The sequence below is a fragment of the Barnesiella viscericola DSM 18177 genome, assembly GCF_000512915.1.
In the GTDB taxonomy this organism is placed as follows: domain Bacteria; phylum Bacteroidota; class Bacteroidia; order Bacteroidales; family Barnesiellaceae; genus Barnesiella; species Barnesiella viscericola.
The window spans coordinates 3,044,573-3,067,228 of sequence record NZ_CP007034.1 but is presented as its reverse complement, the minus strand read 5'-3'; the positions used below and the strand labels follow the sequence as shown (position 1 = coordinate 3,067,228).

The following is a 22,656-nucleotide window of genomic DNA, read 5'->3' as shown; positions in this document are numbered from 1 at the left end:
GATAAAGTTTTTTATCGGTAGAAACCCTCTGCCCGATAAAAAACTTTATCTTTTATTTTCTCTACCCAGTAGAGCCTCGGTCAAAAAAGACCGGCTTATTTAGCCTGCTGAGCGTTGTTGTCCTTGGCATCGGCTGCCGACGGATATACGGAATCCTTGGCGATGCGCACGCGGGTATTCTCGGCTATCTCGATAATAAAGGAGTCGCTTTTAACCTCTTTTATTTTCCCGAACAGACCACCGGCGGTAACGACTTTGTCGCCTGCGGTGAGCGATTCACGGAATTTGCGAATCTCTTTCTGACGTTTCGTCTGCGGACGAATCATGAAAAAATAGAAGATTGCAATCAAGGCAACCATCATCAGAATGCTCGACATTCCGCTGCCGGCTGCACTTTGTAAAAGAATGGATAGTGTTGTCATAATTTAGCTTTTAATAGTTTTTACGTGTCGTCCCCGAAAAAATGAGACTCCACAAATATATAACAATTTTTTTACTCTTTTGTCAGAACGCCCTCTTTTTTCAGATTGTCGGCAATGGCATTCAACACACCGTTGACAAACTGCCCGCTCTTGGAGGTGCTGTACGACTTGGCCAGCTCGATATACTCGTTCAAGGTAACCCGGGTGGGAATCGACGGGAATTTGTAGAACTCGCTCATGGCCACCATCATGATGACAATATCCATGAAAGCGACCCGCTCGATCTCCCAGTTGCGGATAAAGTTCTCGATATAGCTGCGATACTCCTCGCCGTGAACCAGCGTGTTGCGGAAGAGCTCCTTGGCAAATTCGGCATCGTCGTCGTCCTTGAACATGGGCAACAGGGCTTGCGATTCGCCCTTCTCCTCGCTAAACTGCTTGATGGTTTTGAGTACGAAGGTGGTAATGATTTCGAGGTCGTCGTTCCAGTAGAGCGATTTCTGTTCCAGCAGGTCGAGCAACTCCTCGTCGGTGCAAAACATGTTCTTCACCACCTTTTTCCAGAATTCGCAATCGTTTTCATACGAATCCTCGGGAGCCTCCATGTACTCTTTGTACAAATCGCTCTTGACAATCCGTTCCGAGAAGTCTCTCAAAAATTCGGGGTCGTTGGTCCAGGTAATCGGTTTTTTCTCGTGATAGTCCTTATAATCCTTGCAATTTCTCAACTGCTCGATGAAACGATTGTTGACAAAACGCATGTTGGGATTCTTCTCCTCGGGGGTGGCCAGGAATTTCATGCGGGCAGCCTCTACCCGGGCAGCCTGCGTATCGGTCAACTCCACCATCAAAGTCAGCAACAGATGATACAACTCGTAGGATTTCTCAAAGCTGAAAAAGAGCTCTTTCTCGGCATCCATCACCGTCTTGTCTTTTGTGAGGAAATAAGAGTAGGCAATCTGTACGACTTTGGAACGGATCAGTATTCTGTTAATCATATTTTAATGAACTAATTGTGCGGTTTACTTTTTTCGGTCACTTTCTGCCCCCTCAGCCTTGACCGGCCGAGCAAGAAAAATCTGCAAGCCGCACTATCGAAAAGGAATAGTGCGGCTTGCAGGGATAGCTGTCAGGCTATTATTCGATAGCCGATTTTTCCTTTTCGGGATTTTTGTAATAGATTTTACCTTCTATATATTCTTGCGTGGCGATGAGAACGGGCTTGGGCAATTTCTCGTAGTAGCGCGAGATTTCGATTTGCTCACGGTTCTCAAACACCTCTTCGAGGTTGTCGTTGCACGAGGCGAACTCTTGGAGTTTCTTTTCCAGGTCGGCTTTCATTTCAACGGCAATCTGATTGGCTCTCTTGGCAATGATACAAACTGTTTCGTAAATGTTTCCCGTGTCGGAAGACAAAGCCACCATATCGCGTGTTACGGTGTTTGTCGGTGCATTTGTTTTCTTGTAATCCATTTTTATTTCAAAGATTAATCTTTTACATATTTGTTGGCCACCTTGAATATGTTCTCGGCCTCTTTGGTATATTCGCCCGAAGGATATTCGTTGATAAACGAGTAGTACTCGTCGATGACGTCGCGGAACCGCTCGGGTTTCTTCTCCTCGATACTCTGCACGGCCTCCTGATATTTCGATTTCAAGATGAGCATCGAGAGGGTCTCCTTATAACGGGTATAGGGATACTCTTTCAACGCATTCTGCGCGGTGATGATGGCCGACTGGTAGTTGTTGCCCATGTAGTTACCCAGGTTGTAGTAGAGCTGGGCATTGAGCAGCTCCTTGTATACCAGCTTGTCTTGCAGTTCAAAGATAATATCCTGTGCCTCCTTGGCCCGCTCGCTGTTGGGAAAGTAGTCGAGGAAACGTTGCATCTCGTCGATAGCCTTGTAGGTACCGCTCTGGTCGAGCTTGGCCTCGGGCGAATCGAGGTAGTAGCCATAGCCGCAATAGAAACGGGCCAACTCGGTATACTGTCCTTTGGGGTAGTTCTTGTAGTAGGCCTGAAAATATTCACCCGAAGTGACATAGTCCTTATTCAGATAGTAGCTGCGGGCCAAGAGGTAGAGCGACTCTTCTGCTCGGTCGGTACCCTTGAATATGGCGACCAGCTCTTCGAGCAACGTAGCGGCTTGCATATACTTCTTCCGCTCGAAGGCCTTCTTGGCGTAGTCATATTTCAGCTCATAATCAGTGCTTTTGAGTATTTTGTTATACTCGCTGCACGACGCCAGGAGCAGGGCACAAACGATAAAACAGATTATCTTTCGCATTATTCGTTTCTTTATCAGTTTGCAAAGTTAGGGTTTTCGGCCGAATTTGGAAAAGAAATAATAGAATTTTAACGATGACCGGGACAAATAAGTTTCATTTGTCGGCCATACCCCCATTTGTGTCGACCAACACGCTCCTTCCCGGCCAGTTTACCCGGCCGATGCCGAATCGTCCCCACAACACTTCCGCCGGATAATGCACCCATATTCTTCACTCGTTTCGGCAAAACGGCAAGGCTACAATCTTGTTTTTACCCCTGCTTTATTCTATCTTTGCATTAGATTTGTCAAACAGGCTGCACACGCAACAGGCACCGAAAGCAGTTGGGCCTAGTGGGGACAACCGGTTTGACAAACGGATAAACAAACTGGATATGATCAAACGACTCACCCGCCCCCACGACGGCCGCATGTTAGGCGGCGTGTGCGCAGGCATTGGCGAATACCTGGGGATAGACCCTACCGTAGTGCGCATCATCTATGTGTTGCTCTCAATCGGAGCCATTGGTACGCCCATTATCGTGTACCTCATACTCTGTTTGATCATACCCGAATCTTAACGAACCCGACTGTGTCATGGATTTCAAACTGATCTCACCCTATCGCCCCACGGGCGACCAACCCGAAGCTATCGACGAACTGAGTCGGGGTGTGCTCGACGGCACGCCCTACCAGACGTTGCTGGGTGTCACGGGCTCGGGAAAGACCTTCACCATGGCCAACGTAATCGAGCGGGTACAGAAACCTACCCTGATCCTGAGCCATAACAAAACTCTGGCGGCCCAGCTCTACAACGAGTTCAAGGGGTTCTTCCCCGAGAATGCCGTCGAGTATTTCGTCTCCTACTACGACTACTACCAGCCCGAGGCCTATATACCCTCGACCGACACCTATATCGAGAAAGACCTGGCCATCAACGAGGAGATAGACCGACTGCGGCTCTCCACCACCTCGGCCCTGCTGTCGGGGCGGAAAGATGTGATTGTGGTCTCGTCGGTATCGTGCCTCTACGGCATCGGCAACCCCGAGGATTTCCACAGCAACGTCATCGAGGTGAAGGTGGGCGACAACATCGGCCGCAACCGGCTGTTGCGGCATCTGGTCGACTCGCTCTACTCGCGCAACGAGGTGGAGCTCAACCGGGGCAATTTCAGGGTGAAGGGCGACACGGTCGACATCTACCTGGCCTACGACGATACCATCGTGCGCATCGAGTTCTGGGGCGAGGAGATCGAAGCGATACGCACCATCGACCCGGCCACGGGGAGCAGCACGGGGAGCTTCGACGCCTACAAGATTTTCCCGGCCAACCTGTTTGTCACGACCAAAGAGCGCATCGACAAGGCCATCGGCGAGATTGAAATCGACCTGGGCAAGCAGGTGGAGTTCTTCAAATCCATCGGGAAGGAACTCGAAGCCAAACGGCTCTACGAAAGGGTGACCTACGACGTGGAGATGATTCGCGAGATAGGCCACTGCTCGGGCATCGAGAACTACTCGCGCTACTTCGACGGCCGCGAGGCGGGCACCCGGCCCTTCTGCCTGCTCGACTACTTTCCCAAGGATTTTCTCACCATCATCGACGAGAGCCACGTGACCGTACCGCAAATCCGAGCCATGTACGGCGGCGACCGCTCCCGCAAGATGAATCTGGTGGAATATGGCTTCCGCCTGCCGGCAGCGGTGGACAACCGCCCCTTGAAATTCGACGAGTTCGAAAGCCTGGCGCGGCAGATTATCTACGTGAGTGCCACACCGGCCGACTACGAACTCGAAAAGAGCGAGGGTGTCGTGGTCGAACAGGTGATTCGACCTACCGGTCTGCTTGACCCGGTCATCGAGGTACGGCCCAGCCTCAACCAGATAGACGACCTGCTGGAAGAGATACAGTTGCGCATCGAGCGCGACGAGCGGGTGCTGGTCACCACGCTCACCAAACGCATGGCCGAGGAGCTGAACAGCTACCTGGCCAAGCTCGACATCAGTTGCAACTACATACACTCCGACGTCGACACCCTCGACCGCATCAAGATTCTCGACGACCTGCGGGCCGGGGTCTACGACGTGCTCATCGGGGTCAACCTGCTGCGCGAGGGACTCGACCTGCCCGAAGTGTCGCTGGTGGCTATCCTCGATGCCGACAAGGAGGGGTTCCTGCGCTCGCACCGGTCGCTCACCCAGACGGTGGGACGGGCCGCGCGCAACCTCAACGGACGGGTCATCATGTATGCCGACCGCATTACCGAGAGCATGCAGAAGACCATCGACGAGACCAACCGCCGACGCGAGAAACAGTTGGCCTACAACGAGGAGCACCACATCACCCCCAAGGCCATACAGAAGGCCAAGAGTTCGATACTCGGTGCCACCGCCGAGGCCCAGCCGCAACCCCAACCGGCCAAGCCGGCAAAGGGGGCGAAACCGGCTCCGGCAGCCCGGGCATACAGCGACGAGTACCTCGAACATGTCGATGTGGCGGCCGACCCCGTGGTGAAATACATGAATCGCGAACAACTGCAAAAGGCCATCGAGCGCACCCGCCGACAGATGGTCGAGGCGGCCAAGAAGATGGAGTTTATCGAGGCGGCCCAGTATCGCGACGAACTGATAAAACTGGAAGATTTACTACAACAGGCAGCAGCCGACAAGCCCACTGCCTAACGTCAAACCTATACCTTCAATGACGATGAAAGAGTACCGATTGCAAGACTGGCTGCCTACGACCCGCAAGGAGTTGGAACTACGAGGGTGGGACTATCTCGACGTGATTCTCTTCTCGGGTGACGCCTATGTCGACCACCCCTCGTTCGGGGCGGCGGTCATCGGGCGCATACTCGAAGCCGAAGGGCTGCGGGTGGCCATCGTGCCCCAGCCCAACTGGCAGGACGACCTGCGCGATTTCAAGAAACTGGGCGCACCACGGTTGTTCTTCGGCATCTCGGCCGGAGCCATGGACTCGATGGTCAACCACTACACGGCCAACAAACGCCTGCGCAGCGACGATGCCTACACCCCCAACGGACGGCACGGCATGCGCCCCGACTACCCTACCATCGTGTACAGCCGCATTCTCAAAGAGCTCTACCCCGATGTGCCGGTCGTCATCGGCGGCATCGAGGCATCGATGCGACGGCTCACCCACTACGACTACTGGCAGGACAAACTGCTGCCGGGTATCCTGGCCGAGTGTCCCGCCGACCTGCTCATCTACGGCATGGGCGAACGTCCCGTCGTCAAAATAGCCCGGCGGCTGCAACGCGGCGAGTCCATCGACCAACTGACCGACATACCGCAGACGGCCGTCATACGTCCCCGCGCGATGATGCCCTCGACCACCGAAGACGAGCACAATATCGTGCTGGCTTCGCACGAGGAGTGCCTGCAACACAAGAGCAAGCAGGCCGAGAACTTCCGCCACATCGAGGAGGAGTCGAACAAGTACCACGCCAAGCGGCTGTGGCAGAGCGTGGGCGAGCAGGTTATCGTGGTAAATCCACCCTATCCGCCCATGACCGAGGCTGAAATCGACGCCTCGTTCGACCTGCCCTATACCCGCATGCCGCACCCCCGTTACAAGGGGAAGACGATACCGGCCTACGAGATGATCAAGTTCTCGGTCAACCTGCACCGGGGCTGTTTCGGCGGCTGTGCCTTCTGCACCATCTCGGCCCACCAAGGCAAATTCATCGCCTCGCGTTCCAAAGAATCGATTCTCAAAGAGGTGAAACAAATCACGACGATGCCCGATTTCAAAGGCTATCTGAGCGACCTGGGCGGCCCCTCGGCCAACATGTACCGCATGCACGGCCAGAACGAGGAGCTATGCCACAAGTGCAAACGCCCCTCGTGTCTCGCCCCCAAGATATGCCCCAACCTCAACGCCGACCACAGCGCCCTGCTCGACATCTACCGGGCCGTCGACGCCCTGCCGGGCATCAAGAAGTCATTCATCGGCAGCGGAGTGCGCTACGACCTGCTGCTGCACCGGCACCAGGACGAGGCGCTGAACCGCTGCACCCGCCGCTATACCGAGGAGCTGATTGCCCGACACGTCTCGGGTCGGCTGAAAGTGGCCCCCGAACACACCTCCGACCGGGTACTGGCCATCATGCGCAAGCCCTCCTTCTCGCTCTTCGAGGAGTTCAAGCGGCTTTTCGACCGCATCGACCGCGAGCAGGGGCTCAACCAGCAGATTATCCCCTACTTCATATCAAGCCACCCGGGGTGTACCGAGGAGGATATGGCCGAACTGGCCGCTCTGACCAAGCACATGAACTTCAAGTTGGAGCAGGTGCAGGATTTCACCCCTACCCCCATGACCCTCTCGACCGAGATCTACTACACCGGCATACACCCCTACACGGGCGAAAAGGTCTTCACCGCCCGCAAGCCCGAGGAGAAGCTGAACCAGCGGAAATACTTCTTCTGGTATCTGCCCGAGAAACGCAACGACATACAGAATTCGCTCAGGCGCATGCACCGCTACGACCTGCTCGAGAAACTCTACGGCAATGTGCCGTGGCGCAAACCGGCCCGCCTCGTGGGCGAGAACCGGCCACACCGCGACGAAAAAAGGAAACCGAACAAAAAATAATCTATAAACCGTTATTTATGAATAAATTAAATTGTATGATGATGGCAGGAACTTTATTGGTAACGGCCTGTCAGCCGACCGGAAAAACCGGTGACATTATCGGCAAGCAACCCGTAAAAGTCGAAAACGGCATCATGACTACCGAGGTGCTCATGGCGTTCGGCCGGGTGAGCGACCCCGTGGTTTCGCCCGACAAGAGCAAGATCTTGTTTGGAGTGACCTACGAGAACGTGGAGCAGAACAAGAGCAACCGCGAGCTGTTTGTGATGGACATCGACGGACAGAACAAACGTCAGATTACCTGCACCCCCGAGTCGGAGGGTAACGCCGTGTGGATAAACGGCGGCAAACAGATTGCCTACCTCTCGGGCAAGAGCGGCGACTCGCAGCTGTGGATCATGGAGGCCGACGGCAGCAACGCCCGGCAGATAAGCCACCACGAGAAAGGGGTACACGGATTCCTCTTCTCGCCCGACGAGAAACATATCCTCTTCATCGGCAATGTGAAATACAGCCAGAAGGCTTCGGATATCTATCCCGACCTCGACAAGGCTACCGGCCGCGTCATCGACGACCTCATGTACAAGCACTGGGACGAGTGGGTCGAGGAGATTCCGCACCCCTACATCGCCTCGTTCGACGGTAAAGCGCTTTCGGACATCGTCGACATCATGGAGGGCGAGCCCTACGAGTCGCCCATGAAACCCTTCGGCGGCATCGAGTCGTTTGCCTGGACTCCCGACAGCAAGGCCGTGGCCTACACCAGCCGCAAGAAGACGGGATTGGAATACTCCATCTCGACCAACTCCGACATCTACCTCTATGACCTGGGCTCGAAACAGACCCGCAACCTCACCGAGGGCATGATGGGCTACGACACCACGCCTGCCTTCTCGCCCGACGGCAAATACATGGCTTGGGGCAGCATGGAGCGCGACGGTTACGAATCGGACAAGAACCGCCTCTTTGTCATGAACATGGCAACCGGCGAAAAACAGGACCTCACCGCCGACTTCGATTACAGCACCGACGAACTGGCCTGGGCCCCCGACGGACAGTCGCTCTTCATTCGCACAGCCTATCAGGGCGAGGTACACATCTTCCGCGTGGGTCTCGACAAGAAAATCGAGCAGATTACCACCGGCTACTACGACTATGCTTCGCTGGCTCCCGTGAGCGAGACCTGCCTCATCGCCATGCGTCACTCGCTGTCGCAACCCGACGAGATTTACAGCGTCAACCCCCAGAGCAAGGAGGTGAAGGAACTCTCGTTCGAGAACAAGGATATCCTCGACCAGCTCACCATGGGTAAGGTGGAAGAGCGCTGGATCACGACCACCGACAACAAGAAGATGCTCACCTGGATTGTCTATCCGCCCCACTTCGACCCCTCGAAGAAATATCCCGCCATTCTCTACTGCCAGGGCGGCCCGCAACAGGCTGTCAGCCAGTTCTGGTCCTACCGCTGGAACCTGCAACTGATGGCGGCCAACGGCTATATCGTCATCGCCCCCAACCGTCGCGGTCTCTACGGCTTCGGTCAGGAGTGGCTCGAACAGATTAGCGGCGACTACGGCGGCCAGAACATGAAGGACTACCTCAGCGCTACCGACGAGATGAAGAAAGAACCTTATGTCGACGGCGACCACATGGGTGCCGTGGGTGCCAGCTACGGCGGCTTCTCGGTGTACTGGCTGGCCGGCCATCACCAGAAACGGTTCAAGGCCTTCATCGCCCACGCCGGTATCTACAACCTCGAACAGCAATATGTCGAGACCGAAGAGATGTGGTTTGCCAACTGGGATATGGGCGGCGCACCCTGGGACAAGACGAACGCTACGGCTCAACGCACATTTGCCACTTCGCCCCACAAATTCGTAGACCAATGGGACACGCCTATCCTCATCACCCACGGCGAATATGACTTCCGTATCCTCGCCTCGCAAGGCATGTCGGCCTTCAATGCGGCCAAGTTGCGCGGCGTTCCGGCCGAGATGCTCATCTTCCCCGACGAAAACCACTGGATTCTGAAACCGCAGAACGGTGTGCTGTGGCAACGGATTTTCTTCCGCTGGCTCGACCGCTGGCTGAAACCTCAAACTCAAACCGAGAATCCGGAACCGGCGAAATGATCGAATTTGACAATCTCACCTTTATTTATGACAACAAGCCCTTGATGCAACACTTCACGTGTTGCATCGCCCGGGGCGAGAAAGCGGTGCTTTACGGCCCTTCGGGGCACGGTAAAAGCACCCTTCTTGCTTCGGTACCCGGCTTTGTCCGTCCCGACGAGGGGACTATCCGCATCGACGGCCGCACACTCGACGCATCGACCGTGCAACAGGTGCGCCGACGCATCGCCTGGCTGCCTCAGGAGTTTACCCTCCCTTACGACACGGTGAAGGAGCTGATCGAGGCCCCTTTCCGATTACGAATCAACCAGGCACAGATGCCTTCGCGCGAAACGGTCCTGCACCACTTCGAGCTGCTGGGACTGGAACCCGAACTGTATGACAAACGCTCGATCGAGATTTCGGGCGGACAGCGGCAACGCATCATGATTCTCATTACCGCTCTGCTGCACAAAGAGATCGTGCTGCTCGACGAACCCACCTCGGCCCTCGACCCCGACTCCATCGCCCGGGTGGTCGACTACATTCACGGGTGGCACGAGGCTACCGTGCTGATGGTATCGCACGACGACCGCTTCATCAACGCGTTCGACCGCAAAATTTATATCGGAGACTGACTTATGGAAACGATAAACATCGGCTATGGCCACATGGTCCTGGGATTTCTGCTGCTGATTATCCCCACCTATTTTCTCTACCGCTACCGCACCGGCCTGGTGAGAGACACGCTTTGGGCCGCCCTGCGCATGACGGTACAACTCTTCTTCATCGGGTTCTACCTCGAATACCTGTTCCTGTGGGACAGTGTGTGGATTAACCTGTTGTGGGTACTCTTCATGATTGTGATTGCTTCGTCGACGGTATTGAAGCGGACCAAGCTCCCCTTGAAAATGCTCTTCATGGCCGTATCGGTAGCCTTTCTCGTCTCGCTGCTCATCATCGACCTCTACTTCCTGGGGCTGGTGGTGCGTCCCGAAAAGATATTCACGGCCCGCTACTTCATACCCATCAGTGGCATGATACTGGGCAACATGCTGTCGGCCAACGTGATTGCCCTCAACTCGTTCTACGGTTCGCTCAACCGCGAACGACAACTCTACCTCTACCTGCTGGGCAACGGAGCCTCGCCAGGCGAATCGCTCGCCCCCTTCATGCGCGAGGCACTCATCAAGTCGTTCAACCCCACCATTGCCTCGATGGCGGTGATGGGGCTCATCGCCCTGCCCGGCACCATGACCGGCCAGATACTGGGCGGCAGCAGCCCCAGCGTGGCCATCAAATACCAGATTCTGCTCATGATAGCCATCTTTGCCTCGTCGCTCATCTCGGTGCTGCTCACCTTGTGGATTTCGCGTCGGAAGAGTTTTGACCGCTATGGCATGATGCGTTTTTAGAACACGGTCTCTTCCCGGTTCTTCTTCAAACGGGCCTTGAAAGCCTCGGGCTTGTCGTTGAGAATCAGCGCTTCGGGGAAATCGGTCTCGGCCAACAACGGATAGAGCCAGTGATAATCGGCTATCGAGAATGAAATGTGGGCGTCGCTGCCCAGGATAACCGGCTGCTCGTAGCGTTTGCACAGACGCAGAATTTCGAGATTGTTGTCACGGGCCTTCGTCTTGTGCCGATAGGGATTGAGCGAACTGTTGTTGATCTCGAGCAACACGCCGTTCTCCTTGGCCGCCAGTACCAGCGGCTCGAAAAGCAGGTCGGCCGTACCGTCGCCCGGGTGACTGATGATGTCGATGTGGCGATTGCCTATCGCCCCCAGCACCGCCTCGGTATTCTGGTCGACAGTACCCGGCAGGTAGCACAACGAGTGCAGTCCGGCGATGCGCAGGTCGAGAAAACGGAAATAGCGCTCCTCCAAATCGAGATGTCCCTTGTAGTCGATAATATTGATTTCGGCCCCCAACAGCAACTCCACCCCGTACATGTGGCGAGGCACCACCGGCAAATTGCGGAAATAGATGTCGGAACAGGTCCCGGGGATACCGCTCGTGTGTTCGGTAATACCCAGCAGTTGCAGCCCCTTGTCGGCCGCAGCCTGCACCATCTCTTGCAGGGTGCTGAATGCGTGCCCGCTGGCTATCGTGTGCGTGTGTACATCAAGAAGAATATTCATAACAAATCCTGTTTTTATCGCTCTGCAAAGATACGAGAAAGCAGCCAACCCAAGGCTAAACCCACCCAAGATTTTACAACGCTCAATCTATCTTCTCGATCAAAGGCAAGATAGGCAACGAAAAATCCTCTCCCCCATGACACAGCAATAAAAGATAGAAGACAAGAACCGTTACTGGTAAGTGGCAATCATCTCGTTGCAGGTGTTGATGATGTTTTGCTGTGTCTGTATGTTGTGCTTGATGTATGCCGAATTGGGATCTTCAATGAGTTTCACCTGCAAGCGGGCCAATTCTTCGATAGCCCGGTTGCGACGGATTTCCCACTCAACCCTACGGGAAGGGTCGCTCTGGCTGCTGCCGGTCGAAGCCGGTACCGAGACCGAGGGTACCACCACTACGCCCGAACCACCCCCGGCACCACTGCCGGCCGAGGCGTCGCTCCCGGCCGAAGCCACACCCGGGGTTTCGAGCCCGTTGCTGTCGAGCCGGTTGCCCTCCTCATCGAAGATGAAGACCTCGCCGCCGCTCTCGAAACAGAATACCCCGAAGCCCGAGCGCGAAGCACTCGAAAAGCTGTTCGAGGGGAGCAGGAAGATTTCGCGCCCCGTCTTGTCGATATATCCTACCCGACCGTTGCGGGCTACCCGGGCAAAGCCCTGGTCGAACCAGTTCACCCGACTGTATATGCAGGGGATTACCTCCTCACCCTTCTCGTTTACGAACCCATATTTACCCTGCTGGGCCACAGCTACCATGCCTTCCCGGCAGTTATCGATTTTGTTGTATCGGGCCGGGGTCAGCACGTTTTGCCGGACATCGACAAAACCATAGAGGCCGTCTTCGCCGTAATAGAACAGATTGGAGGAACAGACTCCCATCGACTTGTACCGAGTGGCCGAGACAAACTTGCCCGTCTTGTCGATGAGGCCATAGCTCCCATCGAGGCATACCGGAGCTACATCGCCATAAAAAAAGTCGGCCGATTCAAACTGACAGGGTATTACCTCGCGCCCCGTCGCATCGACATAACCATAGAGCCCCTCTTCGTTCTGCACACAACCCATACCGTTGTAAAAATCCATCGCATTCCAATAGATCAGAGGGGTCATCTCGTTGCCGTCGACATCGATATACCCCTTTCTCCAATTCTGCTCGACCACGGCCAGTCCTTCGCTGAAATCATCGGCAGAATTATAACGGCAAGGCACCACCAGATTCCCCTCGGTATCGATATACCCATAATTGAAATCCTCGTCATGCACTCTCGCCCGGCCATCGTAGAAGCCCCCCTGCGGCTCGAGACCGTCGGGCACCGGGAACTCCTGCATCGCACCGTCGCGATAGACAAAGAGCTTGTTGTTCCCCTCTTTCGGGGAAACCAGCACACCACCGGGCTCTATATATACCGACTCGTAGATGCAGGGTATCACCTCGTGCCCCTCCTCGTCGACACAACCGAAGACACCTGTCTCGCGCCCCGACTCGGTCTTGGTCTTCATCATCACCCGAGCCAGGCCTCCCTCGAAATTGTCGATAAACGAATATTTCAAATGCAGGTTGAGAATATAGGGAGTGATTTCTATCTTTTCCTGTTTTTTGCCTCCTCCACAGGCCGACAGAAGCGTGATAACGGTCACCGAACCCAACAGCAGGCGAGCCCAAATAGTCGTGTGTTTCATTGTCCTCAATTTTTTATGTACCCCAAAAATAACCAATTCTTTCCAAGGAGAGAAGAATATCGCCCGACAAATTATCGCCCTGTCCTGTTTTTCTGTACGGCTCAATAGCAACAGGAGCTGCATCGAACGAATCGACACAGCCCCCGAAGTTATGGTGCAGGACAAGAGCCGTCAGACAGACTGTTCGATAGTCCAGACAAAAGCCCGCAGCCCCAACTGAGGCTTGGCCTCGTCCATCTGCTTCAATCGTTTCAGCAAGGGCTCCACCTTGTCGTCGTCGACCATGGTGATGATGGCCGAGCACATCGAGGGCCAGGCATGGCTGCCATAGTGAGGTTCACCCGTCTTGGAACCCCGCCCGCGCATCTGCTCAAAATAGGAGTATCCCCGGCACGACAACTTGTCGAGTGTCTCAACAATCTGGGTATAGTGAGCTTGGTCGAAAGTGATAAAAACCGATTTCATATTTGAAAGTTGTTTTTTTAGAGTCCAGCCCCCTATTCCCCTTTTTTATGCGAAGAGAGATAGGGAACCGAACATGGATATTTTACAAAGTAGAGTTACTCGATGTCAAACGCTCGTGGTGTTTCCTGCGGCGGCGTTTCACACCCACCGAGGCAAATACGCAATAGAGCACCGGGATAAGAATAAGGGTGAGAATGGTCGACACGGTGAGACCGCCGATTACTGCCGTACCCATGGGTCGCCACATCTCTGAGCCCTGTCCGGTACCCACAGCCATGGGCACCATACCCAAGATGGTGGTGAGGGTAGTCATGATTACCGGGCGCAGACGGGAGTGACCACCTTTGACCACGGCCTCGCGGATACCCATGCCCCGCTCGCGGTTCAGCGAGATGTAGTCGATGAGCACAATACCGTTCTTCACCACAATACCGATCAGCATGATGGCTCCGATAAGCGACATCACGTTGAGCGTGTTGCCCGAGAGCCACAGGGCCAGGAAGACTCCCGAGAAGGCGAAGGGCAGTGAGAACATGATGATGAACGGATAGGTCAACGACTCGAACTGAGCCGCCATGACGATGAACACAAGTATGACGATGAGGTACATGAGCATGAAGAGGTCGCTGAACGAATCCTGTTGGTCCTCATACGAACCCGACAGCTGGATAGAGATTCCCGAGGGTATCGACATCTGGTCGATTTTCTTCTGAGCCTCGGCTACCACGTCGCTCATGGCTGCTCCCGAGAGGATAGCCGACACGGTGTTGATACGCTCACGGTCCTTACGCTCGATGGTAGGCGGCGAGAATCGCTCGACCACGGTACCCAGCTCCTTGATGCGCACGCCCTTGCCTTGGGCATTGTAGACCATGATGTTTTCAATATCCTCAATCGAGGTACGATATTCGGGGGCATACATCACCTTGATGTCATACTCCTCGCCCTCCTCGCGGAACTGCGAAGCGGTGGCACCGTTAATGCGGTTGCGCAGATAGGTAGCCGCCGTGGTGAGGTTGAGGCCGTTGAGGGCCAGTTTCTCGCGGTCGAAGTCGACCTGATACTCGGGCTGATAGTCGCCACGACTGATGCGCACCTCGCTCACGCCCTTGATTTCACGGAGCAGGGCTGCCAGTTGGGAAGCCACGCTGTCCGACTCCTCGAAGGAGTAACCGTAGATTTCATAGTCGATGGTAGTCTCACCACCCATGGCCGACATACCGCCACCCAAGTTCACCTGCGACTTCTTGATTTCGGGGTAACCGGCCAGGTCCTTACGCATGAGGTCGCAAATCTCCGACAGGGTGCGCTCGCGCTTGTCGGGATCGCTCAAACTGATATTATAGGTCAATATGTGCGAACCGTTGTCGGTCATCGAAGCAAACACGTTGTCGGTACTGGCCTGACCTACGGTAAAGTTGCACACCTCGATTTCGGGGTACTGCTCCATCCATTGACGGTAAAGGCGCATACCCACCTCTTTTGAGATTTCAGTACGGGTACCGATAGGCATCTCAACGGTCACCCCGATACGGGCATTATCCTGGGTGGGCATGAACTCCGACCCTACGAAACGCACCAGGAAGAGGCTAAGCACAAAGAACGACATACAGCCCACAAAAACAATCGTGCGATGACCTACGGCCCAGTGCAGCAACCGGGCATAGCCGTTGTCGAACGCGTCGAGACCCTTCTCGATAGGACCGTAAAGCAGTTTGAACATGCGGGATTGCTTGGGTTGCAGCTTCAACAGGCGCGAACAGAGCATGGGAGTAAGCGAGAGGGCACACACAATGGAGATGACCATGATGATGGTAACCATCCAACCCAGTTGCTTGAAGAGCACTCCCGTCATACCGGTTACCAGCGTGAGGGGGAAGAACACGGCGATAAGCGTGAGCGTAGAGGCTACAACCGAAAGGCCCACCTCGTTGGTACCATGCACGGCCGCCTGCATGGGCTCGCTGCCCCGCTCGATGTGATTGGTTACATTCTCGAGTACCACGATAGCATCGTCGACCACCATACCGATGGCGATGGATAGTGACGAAAGCGAAATGATGTTGAGCGAGTTGCCGGTAGCTGCCAGATAGATGAACGAGGCGACCAGCGAGATGGGTATCGTGATGACGATAATCATCGTAGCCCGCCAGCGTCCCAGGAAGAGGAACACCACAATCGAGACGAATATCAGGGCCAGCACCACGGTCTCGAACAAAGTATCGATGGTGTTGCGAATATTGTCGGAGGTATCGATAATCACACCCAGTTTCACGTCGCTGGGCAGATTCTTCTGCAAGCGGGGCAAGGCCTTCATCACCTCGTTGGAGATTTCGACCGAGTTGGCTCCCGACTGTTTCTGAATCACAATCATGGCTCCCTGCACGCCGTTATTGTAAGTCTCCTGAGCACGCTCCTCGACCGAGTCGTGTACCACAGCCACATCGCGCAAATAGACGCTCTTGCCACCAAAGGAGCCCACGACAATGTCGTTCATCTGCGAGGCATCGCTAAACTCGCCCTGCACCCGCAGCGAATAGGTCTCGGAACCCACGTCGAACGTACCACCCGGCACGTTGCGGTTCTCGGCCCCGATGACCGAGGCGATGGTCTCGATACTGAGGTTATAGGCTTCGAGCTTCACGGGATCGACATAAATCTGAATTTCCCGCTCGGGCGCACCGCTAATCGACACCGAACCTACCCCGCTGATACGGGCCAACGGACTGGCCACGTTGTCGTCAAGAATCTTGTACAAAGCCGGCATACTCTCCTTGGCTTGTACCGAAAGAATGACGATAGGAATCATGTCGGAGCTGAACTTGAAGATGATGGGGTTCTCCGAATCGTCGGGCAACTCGGTCTTGACCATGTCCAGTTTATCGCGCACGTCGTTGGTAAGTACGTCGATGTCCTCGCCATACTCAAATTCGAGGGTGATGAGCGACATGTTCTCTTTCGACTCCGAGGTGATGTGCTTCAAGTCGCTCACGGCATTGAGCGCGTTTTCCAAGGGACGGGTCACGTTGTTCTCGACATCGGCGGCGCTGGCCCCTGGATAGGCGGTCATCACCATAATCATGTTGGTCTCGATGTCGGGATAAAGGTCGATAGGCAGTTTGGTGTAGGAAAAGATACCCAGAATGGCCACCGCCACGAAACAGAGCGAGGTCATGATAGGTTTCTTGACCGAACCTTCGTATAGACTCATAGATTTTTTTCTTTAAGGGTGAATGGTTTTAGTGATACTGGAAAACGGGCGGTTACTCTACGACTTTGACCTCGGCACCGTCTTTCAGGCGGGACTGACCGGCAATGACTACCTCGGCGCCGTTCTCGACACCCGAGATAAGTTCGTAGCTCGTATCCATGTGACGTCCCAACTGCACTTGATTGAACGATACCTTCCCGTCTTTATAGACATAGACAAAACGGTCGCCCGAACCCGAACGCTTGACAACGGCCTGGTCGGGAACCACCACGCGGTTCACGCTGCCGAAGTCGATGTTGACCCGGGCAAACATTCCCGGACGAATGCGGTTGTCGGCATTGGGGATATTGATTTCGGTCACGAAGGTACGGGTCGACGCATCGATGGTGGGGTGAATGAGCGATACCTTACCCTTGAAAACCTCGTCGCCGTAGACCTCGACATTGACATCGACCGGCATACCCAGCTTCACTTTGGTGAAATCGCTCTCCGATACGTTTACCTGCACCTTGACCGGCTGTATCTGCATCACGGTGAGAATGGCCCCTGTGGCCAGGTCGCCGTTATCGTAGTTGCGGGCGGTCACCACGCCGTTGGTAGGACTCACCAACACGGTATTCTCGTCGAGATTCTCATAGGAGGTCTTGGCCGTCTCATACTGCGTGCGCATCTGGTCGACCTGTTGTTGCGAAGCGCCACCCACGGCAAACAGCTCCTGCACCCGCTTGTATTCCAGTTCGAGGTTGTCGAGTTGAAGTTTCTGCTGTGCCAGATTGGCCCGGTCGAGGTCGACCAGCTTCTGCCCGGCCTTGACATGGTCGCCCACCTCGACGTAAATCTTCTTGATGCGGTTGGGCAACGACGAACTGATGAGATTGCGTTTATAGGGTTCGATTGTGGCCGTGTAGGAGACGACCTGAGGAACGGCCTGCTCGGTGACCCGGGCTACCTTGACGAGTTGGACCGTTTCCTCCTCGGTCTGTTCGGTCGACTCTTTCGACCCCGAACAGGCCACAAACAGCAGGGCCGCCCATGCAGCCGCCATGCCAATCAAAAGTTCTTTCTTCATATGGTAGTTTTCTTATATTATTCGACGTGTGTTACTTGGTATTCTCGACGGACTGCCGATACTGTTCCAGATCGGCATTGCCCAGCAGCAGTTGCAAATCGGATTTGGCCGCCAGGAAATCGTAGATGGCCTGGTTGTAGGAGAGGCGCGAATTGGTGAGAGCCAGGTCGGCATCGTTGAGTTCGATGAAAGTGGCCGACCCTATCTCGAAACTCTTCTGCATAATGGCGTATGCCTTCTCGGCCTGACGCACCCCCTCTTTGTTGGAGGCTATCTGCTTGACCGACTTCTGTATATTGTCCATCGACATCTGCACCTGCATCGAGAGGGTATTTTTGAGATTATCGCGTTGCAAGCCCAACTGCAACACATTCGACTTGGCCTGCTTGATGCGGAAATGACGTGCCCCGCCCTGGAAGATGGGAAGCGAAAGCGATAGCCCCACCGTAGAATAGGGGCTCCAACGGAAGTCATCGAACACACCGCCATAGCTCATCGAAATCCAGTTGTAGTTGGCCGTAGCCGACAAGGTAGGGAACCAGGCCATGCGTTGCACGTCGACAGCCTTTTTCAGGTAGGCCGTCTGCAAGTCCAACTGACGCAGGTCGGTATTCTGTTCGAGCGAGGTATCAATATTGAGCGTCTCCTCATACATCGAGGCTTCGTAGTCTTCGAGGCGGTCAGTGAGGGCAATCTCTACCGTCATGTCGATACCCATCAACACTTTCAGTTGCAGTTTGCTCAGCTTCACGCTGTTCTCGGTTTGCAACATGGTGGGTTCCAAGTTGCGCACCTGCACCTCGGCCCGCAAAACATCATACTCCGAAGCGGTTCCCTGCTCAAACTTGTGCTTGTAGTCCTGGGCATTGAGCTTGGCATTGTCGTAGCTCATCTTGATTACCTCATAGGAATTCTGGGCCAGCAACAGACTGTAATAGGCCTTTTCTACCTGGTTGACCAGACTGAGGCGCGAAGAACGGGCAGCCTCGACGGCCTGCTCGATGTCGGCACTCGACATCTGCACGCTCTTCCACAACTGGGGTGCGATGATGGGCAAAGAAGCACTGAACCCTACCGAATAGGTGTTGTCGGTTCCCACCTTCATACCGGTTTCGCCCGACGAAGAGGAGCCTCCTCCCAGCTGCGGTACCTGAAACTCGGGGTGCAACTGTCCTATCGTGTTGTATATGGGAGCAAACATGGCACTCATGTCGAAGGCCTCGGAGTCCATGTACATCGTCTGTTTCTCGATGGTACGGCTATATGAGGCCGACCCGTCGATGCGGGGGAACAGGCCGGCGATGGTCTCCTTCTTGGAGTAATCTTTCTTTTCAATTTCCATATCGGCAACCTTGACCGTGGGATTTTCGTTGAGGGCGATACCGATGGCTGTCTTCAAATCGAGTGTCAACGTCTGCCGGTCCGCTTGCTGGGTTTGAGCCCACAGAATCCCCGGCAACGACAGGGCACACAAGGCGACGACTCGGGATACGAGTTTGCTTCTATTCATCATCTTTTCGATTATTAAGTTCCTTACTCTTCTATGTATATGTTTCTACAATATATTTATATACTATTCCGACGGGCTATTTGTTTTCGTACCGGGCAAAAAACTCGTCGGTATACCGCACCCCTTCGGGGGTAGCGATTCCCCGAATGAAACTTTTGAATATGGTCTCGAATATTTCGGTAAAGGTGTATTTCGACTTGAATACCTGGTCGGCGTTTTTCAACAGTTCGAATTGCAGAGAGAGCAACGTGGAGACTATCTCCAAATTGATGTCGCCGCGTATCATGCCCTCGCCTATTCCCTGCCGCAACAGGTCGACAATGGCCCGCTTGTGTACCTCCTTCTCCCGCTCGTAGCGCTCATAGACCTTGGGATAGTAGCGTTCCATGTCGATGAAGTAGGCCGGACTGGCATTGCGCATGAATCGGAGTATATCCTCATGCACATTCAACAACAGCTCGATTACATTCTGCCGTTGGGTATAGTAGTGCTTCAACCGCACGTTGCGTTCCTCCTCGGACTTTTCAAGACAGGCCAGCAACAACTCGTTCTTCTCCTTGAAATTTTCATACAAGGTACGTTTCGACATACCCAACCGCGTGGCAATCATATCCATTGTAATGGCTTTAATGCCATAGTGCAGGAACATGGGTGTCGCTTGTTCGATGATGCGCAGCTGTATTTCGGTGTACATATTTCCCAACTTAAAGCGGGACAAATGTATGGAAAACTTTGAAAACTCGAAAAGTTTTCTGCGCCATATTTAGTGCCGGCTCTGTTAATAATCACAAACAAAGCGACACGGAAACGAGCTGAAAAACAGACAGCACCCCCTGAATACTTCGCCTCCCACTCCCCAACCGCAACACACCGCACAGATAAGAAAAGCCGAAGCCCGGTTCATGAGTACCGGGCTTCGGCTTTTCTTATTCCTGTATTTTATTTCTTACTGCCCTTCACCGATGGTAGCAATGATGCCCATCTTGGACTCGGAAAAGAATTTGAGAATATAATCGATTTCGGGACTGGGCGTCACCACCTCCTTGATACGCAAGATGGCGTTTTCGAGACTGGTGCCCGACGAGTAGACCTGACGGTAGGCCAAAGCGATATTCTCGATGGTGGCTTCGCTAAATCCTGCACGACGGAGGATAAAGGCATTGATACCCTTGTACATGATGGGGTTGTGTGCTGCCAAGATGTAAGGGGGTATATCTTTGCCCGTGCGGCAGCCGCTCTTGACGAGGGTCCAGCTACCTACCCGGCATTTCTCTTTCACAATCACACGACCGGCCAAGATGGCTTTGCTGTGTATGTGGCATTCGCCGGCCAGGTCGCAGTCGATACCCAAAATACAATCGTCGTCGACCCGGCAATCATGACCGATGCGGGTTCCCTTCATCATGCAGATATTGTTGCCGATGACAGTCTCGCCATCGGAATGGGTGGCGCGGTTGATGATTACATACTCGCGAATGGTATTGTTATCGCCCACCGTCAGTCGGGTAGGCTCTCCTTTGTAGTGGAAGTCTTGCGGCTCGGCACCGAGGATAGCCCCTTGAAAGACCCGGTTGTTTTTTCCCAGGACCGTTCCCGCCAATACACTGGCATAGGGATATATCACGCAGTTGTCACCGATGACAACGTCTTTGTCGATATAGGCAAAGGGGTGAATGGTTACGTTGTTACCAATCTCCGCTTTGGGATCGACATAGGCTAACGGACTAATCATAGTATCTAATTTTTACGTTTTTTACTTGTTTTCTTCCTCTATTTCACGACCACCACCCAACGCCTGGTAGAGGTTGATAACGGCAACCATACATTGGTACGAGTCGGAGATTTGCGACAACTGGGCATTGAGCAACGACTGTTGGGCCGTGAGCACTTCGAGGTAGGTCGAGGTTCCCAGGGTCATCAACGACATGGTCGACTCGACAGCCTTCTCGAGCGAGGCAACTTGCAGGTCACGGTTGACAAGTGTCTCTTTGGTGGACTGAATCTGATAGAGGGCGTTGCTCACTTCGGCACCGGCATTGAGAATAGCCTGTTGGAAATTGATGGCGGCTATCTTCTGTTGAGCCTTGGCGGCTTTGAGGTTGGCAATGTTGCTACCCCGGTTGAAGAGGGGCTGAACCAGCGAAGCGGCAGCCGAGAGCAACAACTTGCCGGGATTGACGATGCCACTACCGGCCGAATTGGTCCAACCGGCCGACCCCGAAATCACGATGTTGGGATAGAAGGCCGAACGGGCAATATTGGTCGAATAGTAGGCTGCGGCCAGCGAGAGTTCGGCCGAGCGTACATCGGGACGGTTGGCCAACAGTTGCACGGGTACGCCCACCTGATACATCTCGGGGAGTTGCTGATCTTGGAGTTTGCCTCGCTTGATGGTTTGCGGTGCTTGATACAACAGGGTCGAGAGCGAGTTCTCGGTCTCGCGAATCTGCTGGCGCAACGAGGGTATCGAGGCGGCAATCATGTAGTTGTTGGCTTCGCTTTGAGCTACGGCAGCCTCGTTGGTCATACCGCCTATTTTCATGGCCTTGATGGTCTCTACACTCTTCTGCCAGGTCATGGCGGTCTCCTCGGTGATGGCAAGCTGCTCGTCGAGCATCAACAAGGTGTAGTACCCGTTGGCAATCGTAGCGATAAGTTGCGTGCGCACAGCCTGCTTGTAGGCTTCGCTCTGCATCAACATCGCCTTGGCATTCCGTTCCGAGTTGAGCAGGCGACCAAAGATGTCGATTTCCCAACTGGCGGTAACGGGAGCATTGTAGGTCCACTGCCCTTTGCTGCTGTCGAAGCTGCTCACGCCGCCTTGCGGAGTAAGACTAAGCGAAGGGAGGAAGGCCAACCGGGCAGCCGTGAAGCTGGCCTGGGCAGCCTCGATTTGCAACATGGCACTCTGCAAGTCGCTGTTCCGCTCCAATCCCGTGCGAATAAGCTCCTGCAACGTGGGGTCGGTGAAGACCTCCTCCCAGGGCAGGTCGCCAAAGCTCACCGAATCGGCAGCCAGGGTATCGGTATCCGAAACGGTATCGCGGAACAGACCCTCTACCGTTATATCATCGGGGCGATGGTATTTATTATATATGTAGCAACTGTTGAACGTGGTCGCCATAGTTAAGCCACATACGACATATAAAAGGATTCGTTTCAT

Annotated in this window: 19 protein-coding genes; 6 read left to right on the top strand and 13 right to left on the bottom strand. The window is 54.3% G+C overall.

Annotated features, from left to right (window positions below; translation table 11 throughout):
• Nucleotides 1-95: 95 nt before the first annotated feature.
• The 4 genes from yajC to BARVI_RS12720 form a co-directional block, all read right to left on the bottom strand.
• Nucleotides 96-422: a preprotein translocase subunit YajC gene (gene yajC, locus BARVI_RS12735; protein WP_025279568.1), complete on the bottom strand. Its 327-nt coding sequence runs from the start codon at nucleotides 420-422 to the stop codon at nucleotides 96-98.
• A gap of 71 nt (nucleotides 423-493) precedes the next feature.
• Nucleotides 494-1,420, bottom strand: coding sequence for a transcription antitermination factor NusB (gene nusB / locus BARVI_RS12730; RefSeq protein WP_025279567.1), 927 nt, complete (start codon nucleotides 1,418-1,420; stop codon nucleotides 494-496).
• Nucleotides 1,421-1,559: 139 nt separating this feature from the next.
• On the bottom strand, nucleotides 1,560-1,895 hold the full coding sequence (locus BARVI_RS12725; RefSeq protein WP_025279566.1) for a DNA-directed RNA polymerase subunit omega: 336 nt from the start codon (nucleotides 1,893-1,895) through the stop codon (nucleotides 1,560-1,562).
• Nucleotides 1,896-1,909: 14 nt separating this feature from the next.
• Nucleotides 1,910-2,713, bottom strand: a complete 804-nt coding sequence (locus BARVI_RS12720) for an outer membrane protein assembly factor BamD (RefSeq protein WP_198016006.1) — start codon at nucleotides 2,711-2,713, stop codon at nucleotides 1,910-1,912.
• Between the two features lie 371 nt (nucleotides 2,714-3,084).
• Between BARVI_RS12720 and BARVI_RS12715 the strand changes: the two genes are divergently transcribed.
• From BARVI_RS12715 to BARVI_RS12690, 6 genes are read left to right on the top strand one after another with little or no spacing between them, the layout of a single operon-like run.
• Nucleotides 3,085-3,270 carry a PspC domain-containing protein gene (locus BARVI_RS12715; protein ID WP_025279564.1) on the top strand — a complete coding sequence of 62 codons (186 nt, stop codon included), beginning with the start codon at nucleotides 3,085-3,087 and terminating at the stop codon, nucleotides 3,268-3,270.
• 16 nt (nucleotides 3,271-3,286) lie between these two features.
• Entirely contained in the window at nucleotides 3,287-5,371 is a 2,085-nt protein-coding gene (uvrB, locus tag BARVI_RS12710; protein WP_025279563.1) for an excinuclease ABC subunit UvrB, read from the top strand.
• Between the two features lie 25 nt (nucleotides 5,372-5,396).
• Nucleotides 5,397-7,304: a YgiQ family radical SAM protein gene (locus tag BARVI_RS12705; RefSeq protein WP_025279562.1), complete on the top strand. Its 1,908-nt coding sequence runs from the start codon at nucleotides 5,397-5,399 to the stop codon at nucleotides 7,302-7,304.
• Nucleotides 7,305-7,321: 17 nt separating this feature from the next.
• Nucleotides 7,322-9,436: a S9 family peptidase gene (locus BARVI_RS12700; protein ID WP_025279561.1), complete on the top strand. Its 2,115-nt coding sequence runs from the start codon at nucleotides 7,322-7,324 to the stop codon at nucleotides 9,434-9,436.
• Complete coding sequence (locus BARVI_RS12695) at nucleotides 9,433-10,053, top strand: ABC transporter ATP-binding protein (protein WP_025279560.1); 621 nt, start codon at nucleotides 9,433-9,435, stop codon at nucleotides 10,051-10,053. The genes BARVI_RS12700 and BARVI_RS12695 overlap by 4 nt, the downstream gene beginning before the upstream one ends.
• A gap of 3 nt (nucleotides 10,054-10,056) precedes the next feature.
• A complete protein-coding gene (locus tag BARVI_RS12690) occupies nucleotides 10,057-10,830 on the top strand; it encodes an ABC transporter permease (protein WP_025279559.1) in 774 nt (257 codons plus the stop codon).
• On the opposite strand, the gene BARVI_RS12685 is transcribed toward BARVI_RS12690, so the two are convergent.
• From BARVI_RS12685 to BARVI_RS12645, 9 genes are all read right to left on the bottom strand, one after another.
• Nucleotides 10,827-11,558 (bottom strand): phosphatase, encoded by a 732-nt coding sequence (locus tag BARVI_RS12685; protein ID WP_025279558.1) that lies wholly within the window; start codon nucleotides 11,556-11,558, stop codon nucleotides 10,827-10,829. The two genes, BARVI_RS12690 and BARVI_RS12685, sit on opposite strands and share 4 nt — an antisense overlap.
• Before the next feature lie 171 nt (nucleotides 11,559-11,729).
• Nucleotides 11,730-13,238, bottom strand: coding sequence for a WG repeat-containing protein (locus BARVI_RS12680; protein ID WP_025279557.1), 1,509 nt, complete (start codon nucleotides 13,236-13,238; stop codon nucleotides 11,730-11,732).
• Between the two features lie 171 nt (nucleotides 13,239-13,409).
• Nucleotides 13,410-13,703: a PG0541 family transporter-associated protein gene (locus BARVI_RS12675; RefSeq protein ID WP_025279556.1), complete on the bottom strand. Its 294-nt coding sequence runs from the start codon at nucleotides 13,701-13,703 to the stop codon at nucleotides 13,410-13,412.
• Between the two features lie 82 nt (nucleotides 13,704-13,785).
• Nucleotides 13,786-16,914: an efflux RND transporter permease subunit gene (locus BARVI_RS12670; protein WP_025279555.1), complete on the bottom strand. Its 3,129-nt coding sequence runs from the start codon at nucleotides 16,912-16,914 to the stop codon at nucleotides 13,786-13,788.
• Nucleotides 16,915-16,966: 52 nt separating this feature from the next.
• The gene (locus tag BARVI_RS12665; protein ID WP_025279554.1) at nucleotides 16,967-17,983 is read right to left on the bottom strand and encodes an efflux RND transporter periplasmic adaptor subunit; all 1,017 of its coding nucleotides are present in this window, start codon (nucleotides 17,981-17,983) and stop codon (nucleotides 16,967-16,969) included.
• Between the two features lie 31 nt (nucleotides 17,984-18,014).
• A complete protein-coding gene (locus BARVI_RS12660) occupies nucleotides 18,015-19,496 on the bottom strand; it encodes a TolC family protein (protein WP_084547069.1) in 1,482 nt (493 codons plus the stop codon).
• Nucleotides 19,497-19,569: 73 nt separating this feature from the next.
• The gene (locus tag BARVI_RS12655; protein WP_157232600.1) at nucleotides 19,570-20,187 is read right to left on the bottom strand and encodes a TetR/AcrR family transcriptional regulator; all 618 of its coding nucleotides are present in this window, start codon (nucleotides 20,185-20,187) and stop codon (nucleotides 19,570-19,572) included.
• Nucleotides 20,188-20,439: 252 nt separating this feature from the next.
• Complete coding sequence (lpxA, locus tag BARVI_RS12650; RefSeq protein WP_025279551.1) at nucleotides 20,440-21,225, bottom strand: acyl-ACP--UDP-N-acetylglucosamine O-acyltransferase; 786 nt, start codon at nucleotides 21,223-21,225, stop codon at nucleotides 20,440-20,442.
• A 21-nt stretch (nucleotides 21,226-21,246) separates the two neighbouring features.
• The gene (locus BARVI_RS12645) at nucleotides 21,247-22,656 is read right to left on the bottom strand and encodes an efflux transporter outer membrane subunit (RefSeq protein ID WP_025279550.1); all 1,410 of its coding nucleotides are present in this window, start codon (nucleotides 22,654-22,656) and stop codon (nucleotides 21,247-21,249) included.

Bases quoted from the DNA above. Each gene is read 5' to 3' on its own strand.
- lpxA (WP_025279551.1), bottom strand. From the start codon at position 21,225: ATGATTAGTCCGTTAGCCTATGTCGATCCCAAAGCGGAGATTGGTAAC.
- BARVI_RS12725 (WP_025279566.1), bottom strand. From the start codon at position 1,895: ATGGATTACAAGAAAACAAATGCACCGACAAACACCGTAACACGCGAT.
- BARVI_RS12670 (WP_025279555.1), bottom strand. From the start codon at position 16,914: ATGAGTCTATACGAAGGTTCGGTCAAGAAACCTATCATGACCTCGCTC.
- BARVI_RS12675 (WP_025279556.1), bottom strand. From the start codon at position 13,703: ATGAAATCGGTTTTTATCACTTTCGACCAAGCTCACTATACCCAGATT.
- BARVI_RS12685 (WP_025279558.1), bottom strand. From the start codon at position 11,558: ATGAATATTCTTCTTGATGTACACACGCACACGATAGCCAGCGGGCAC.
- BARVI_RS12645 (WP_025279550.1), bottom strand. From the start codon at position 22,656: ATGAAACGAATCCTTTTATATGTCGTATGTGGCTTAACTATGGCGACC.
- BARVI_RS12700 (WP_025279561.1), top strand. From the start codon at position 7,322: ATGAATAAATTAAATTGTATGATGATGGCAGGAACTTTATTGGTAACG.
- BARVI_RS12715 (WP_025279564.1), top strand. From the start codon at position 3,085: ATGATCAAACGACTCACCCGCCCCCACGACGGCCGCATGTTAGGCGGC.
- BARVI_RS12680 (WP_025279557.1), bottom strand. From the start codon at position 13,238: ATGAAACACACGACTATTTGGGCTCGCCTGCTGTTGGGTTCGGTGACC.
- nusB (WP_025279567.1), bottom strand. From the start codon at position 1,420: ATGATTAACAGAATACTGATCCGTTCCAAAGTCGTACAGATTGCCTAC.
- uvrB (WP_025279563.1), top strand. From the start codon at position 3,287: ATGGATTTCAAACTGATCTCACCCTATCGCCCCACGGGCGACCAACCC.
- BARVI_RS12660 (WP_084547069.1), bottom strand. From the start codon at position 19,496: ATGATGAATAGAAGCAAACTCGTATCCCGAGTCGTCGCCTTGTGTGCC.
- BARVI_RS12690 (WP_025279559.1), top strand. From the start codon at position 10,057: ATGGAAACGATAAACATCGGCTATGGCCACATGGTCCTGGGATTTCTG.
- yajC (WP_025279568.1), bottom strand. From the start codon at position 422: ATGACAACACTATCCATTCTTTTACAAAGTGCAGCCGGCAGCGGAATG.
- BARVI_RS12655 (WP_157232600.1), bottom strand. From the start codon at position 20,187: ATGTACACCGAAATACAGCTGCGCATCATCGAACAAGCGACACCCATG.
- BARVI_RS12705 (WP_025279562.1), top strand. From the start codon at position 5,397: ATGAAAGAGTACCGATTGCAAGACTGGCTGCCTACGACCCGCAAGGAG.
- BARVI_RS12665 (WP_025279554.1), bottom strand. From the start codon at position 17,983: ATGAAGAAAGAACTTTTGATTGGCATGGCGGCTGCATGGGCGGCCCTG.
- BARVI_RS12695 (WP_025279560.1), top strand. From the start codon at position 9,433: ATGATCGAATTTGACAATCTCACCTTTATTTATGACAACAAGCCCTTG.